We start from the raw sequence: 2236 nt of genomic DNA, 5'->3' as shown, positions 1-2236 counted from the left end.
TGCAGGCGGAGATGGCTCTCGGCCGCTTCCAAGGCTGCCGGGCTCCTCCGTGGCCGGGCCGCCCAGCCCTGCCACCACTCATCGGCCCAGCTGCCGAACCGCCGACGCGACCGACGCGGATCGATCCAGGTCCCAGTCAGCAGCCGAGCCTCGGTGTCGGTCAGGAACTGCTCAGCGTCACCTTTCCTGGCGAACACTCGGGAGCGCTCCCGGCCATCCGGGTCGCGATAGCGGACCCGATACGTCACCCGGCCATTGCGGACCCGCCGCTGAATGTGCCCCATCAGCGTCACCCAGCCAGCGAGCGGGGCTCGACCCGCCCGGACGCCACGTAGGTGTCTAGATCGCGGGCGGCGATGCGGACGTGGCGGCCCAGCTTGGTGTAGGCGATCCGCCGCTCGGCGATCAGCCGGCGGATGAAGCGTGCCGACGTACCCAGCCGCTCGGCGGCCTCGTCTACGGTCAACAGCCTCTCCATTCTGCCCGCCCTGCTCCTTGCTTGCTGACGCGGCGATCGTTGTAGTTCGTAGCTCTTCCTTGGCGATCCGCCGCGCTTCCCGCGCCCGAGCGGCCGCCGAGACGGCCAGCCACGCCTCCCCGGTCGACTGGTAGCCGCGGCCGAGGTAGCACCAGGAGGCGACGACGATCACCGCTTGGTCGCCCTCTGGCCGGCCCCAGGCATCCAACGGCACGGTGTTACCCCGGCGCCGGCGGATGGCGTAGGCGACCCGGGCCCGCCGCAGCGCCCCCAGGGTGGTCGAGTAGCGGCGGCTCTTGGTCGAGAAGTGGCCGCCGAAGCCAAGCATATGTGCCCACTTGCGCAGCCGCAGAGGCGCCAGGCCCGGACGGGCGCCTAGCTCGAAGCACGCCTGGACGAGCTCGGCCACGTGCGCTGGCAGGTCCAGCTCCTCCAGGTCGGCCTCGCTGATGCGCTGGTCGAGGGTGATGGCCAGGGCCTCGGTGGCCTTCGTCGAGTACTTGGCCACATAGCCGGCGACCTGCTCGGCGCTTAGCTCATGCTCATCGTCGGTCTCGGTGATGTGGCGCACGTCGAGTTGCTCGCCCCACCGGGCAACGAGGGTCACGCCCCGGTCCTCGTCCAGGGCCGGGCAGGGCACGGCCACCGTGGCGGCGGCCTGCCGGACAGCGCGCTCGAGGAGGTCGGCGGTGAACCCCGCCAATGGCGGGGCGACACAGGCCGGGCAGCCGCAGTCGCTGGCCGCGTCCAGGCGGAGGATGGCGTGGAAGTGGACCGCGCCCCGCTTCTGGTACTCGGCGACCTTGGCGAAGGAGATCCGGATGAGCCGCCGCAGCTCCTCCTCGGGCAGCCCGGCGAGCTGGGTGAGGGCGCGATAGAGGTAGATGGTGGTCCGCGACCACAGCCGCCCGGCTAGGGCGTTCCAGAGGACTTGGGCGCCGGCCTGGTAGCAGCGGGCACACAGCGGCTCCCCCAGGCGCGGGTCGTCGGGGTCGTGGCGCTGCCAGCAGCCAGCCCGCCGACCATGCGGACAGCGCTGGCCCTGCCGGTGCGGGTGGCACGGGTAGGCCAGCCGGCCCTGTGCCTTGCGGGTGTGGACCGGCCGAAGCTGGGGGCAGTGAAGGTCACGAACAGTCGGGGATGCCCGGTCACCGTTTCGGGGACGCCCTTGCCGCCCCGCAGCCCAGCCGCCAGGAGCTGGAACTGGTCGGCCTGGTAGGTGGCCGAGCAGGAGGGGCAGACCGACGCCCGCCGGTTGCCGCAGGCCTTCAAGAGGGTGGCGTCCGGCTCCCGGTCGGTTGAGTACACCGTGCGGATATCGCCCGTCGCGGCGTCCGCGTGCTCGACGGTGCCGCGCAGGCGCACCGGGTGGTGGCAGTAGCCGGTGGCGGCGACCTGCTCGGCCCAGCGGTCGTAGCCGAGGCCGGCTCGGTCGATGACCTCCTGGAGGACGCCGGGCAGCAGCTCGCCCACCAGGATCGGCTCGGTCATGTTGGCCTGCCCTGCCCGTGGCCGGCGATAGACGCAGGGATGGTCGCCGTCCAGAATCGGCTGCGTAGGAAGGAGGTGAACAGAGGATGTTTGAGCGGTTCACCGACCGGGCGCGGCGGGTCGTCGTGCTCGCCCAGGAGGAGGCTCGGCTCCTCAATCACAACTACATCGGCACCGAGCACATCCTGCTCGGGCTGGCCCACGGGGGCGTGGCCGCCAAGGCGCTGGAGTCGCTCGGTATCTCCCTGGAGGCCGTGCGGGCCCAGG

4 protein-coding genes are annotated in these 2236 nt (G+C 71.7%); 1 reads left to right on the top strand and 3 read right to left on the bottom strand.

Annotated elements, in window-relative coordinates; genetic code table 11:
* From VF468_11080 to VF468_11070, 3 genes are all read right to left on the bottom strand, one after another.
* On the bottom strand, nucleotides 1-293 hold a 293-nt coding region (locus VF468_11080; GenBank protein HEX5878846.1), incomplete at its 3' end, for a hypothetical protein.
* Nucleotides 290-478, bottom strand: a complete 189-nt coding sequence (locus VF468_11075) for a helix-turn-helix domain-containing protein (GenBank protein HEX5878845.1) — start codon at nucleotides 476-478, stop codon at nucleotides 290-292. The genes VF468_11075 and VF468_11080, both read right to left, overlap by 4 nt.
* Nucleotides 479-1390: 912 nt before the next feature.
* A complete protein-coding gene (locus VF468_11070) occupies nucleotides 1391-1969 on the bottom strand; it encodes a replication initiator (GenBank protein HEX5878844.1) in 579 nt (192 codons plus the stop codon).
* 86 nt (nucleotides 1970-2055) lie between these two features.
* On the opposite strand from VF468_11070, the gene VF468_11065 reads away from it, so the two are divergent.
* On the top strand, nucleotides 2056-2236 hold a 181-nt coding region (locus tag VF468_11065), incomplete at its 3' end, for a Clp protease N-terminal domain-containing protein (protein HEX5878843.1).

The sequence above is a fragment of the Actinomycetota bacterium genome, assembly GCA_036280995.1.
Classification (GTDB): Bacteria; Actinomycetota; CALGFH01; order CALGFH01; family CALGFH01; genus CALGFH01.
The sequence above is the reverse complement of the archived record's forward strand: the minus strand, read 5'-3'. Positions and strand labels throughout refer to the sequence as shown.

What these genes read in the sequence shown, in the direction of transcription:
- VF468_11075 (HEX5878845.1), bottom strand. Translation starts at nt 478, where the DNA reads ATGGAGAGGCTGTTGACCGTAGACGAGGCCGCCGAGCGGCTGGGTACG.
- VF468_11070 (HEX5878844.1), bottom strand. Translation starts at nt 1,969, where the DNA reads ATGACCGAGCCGATCCTGGTGGGCGAGCTGCTGCCCGGCGTCCTCCAG.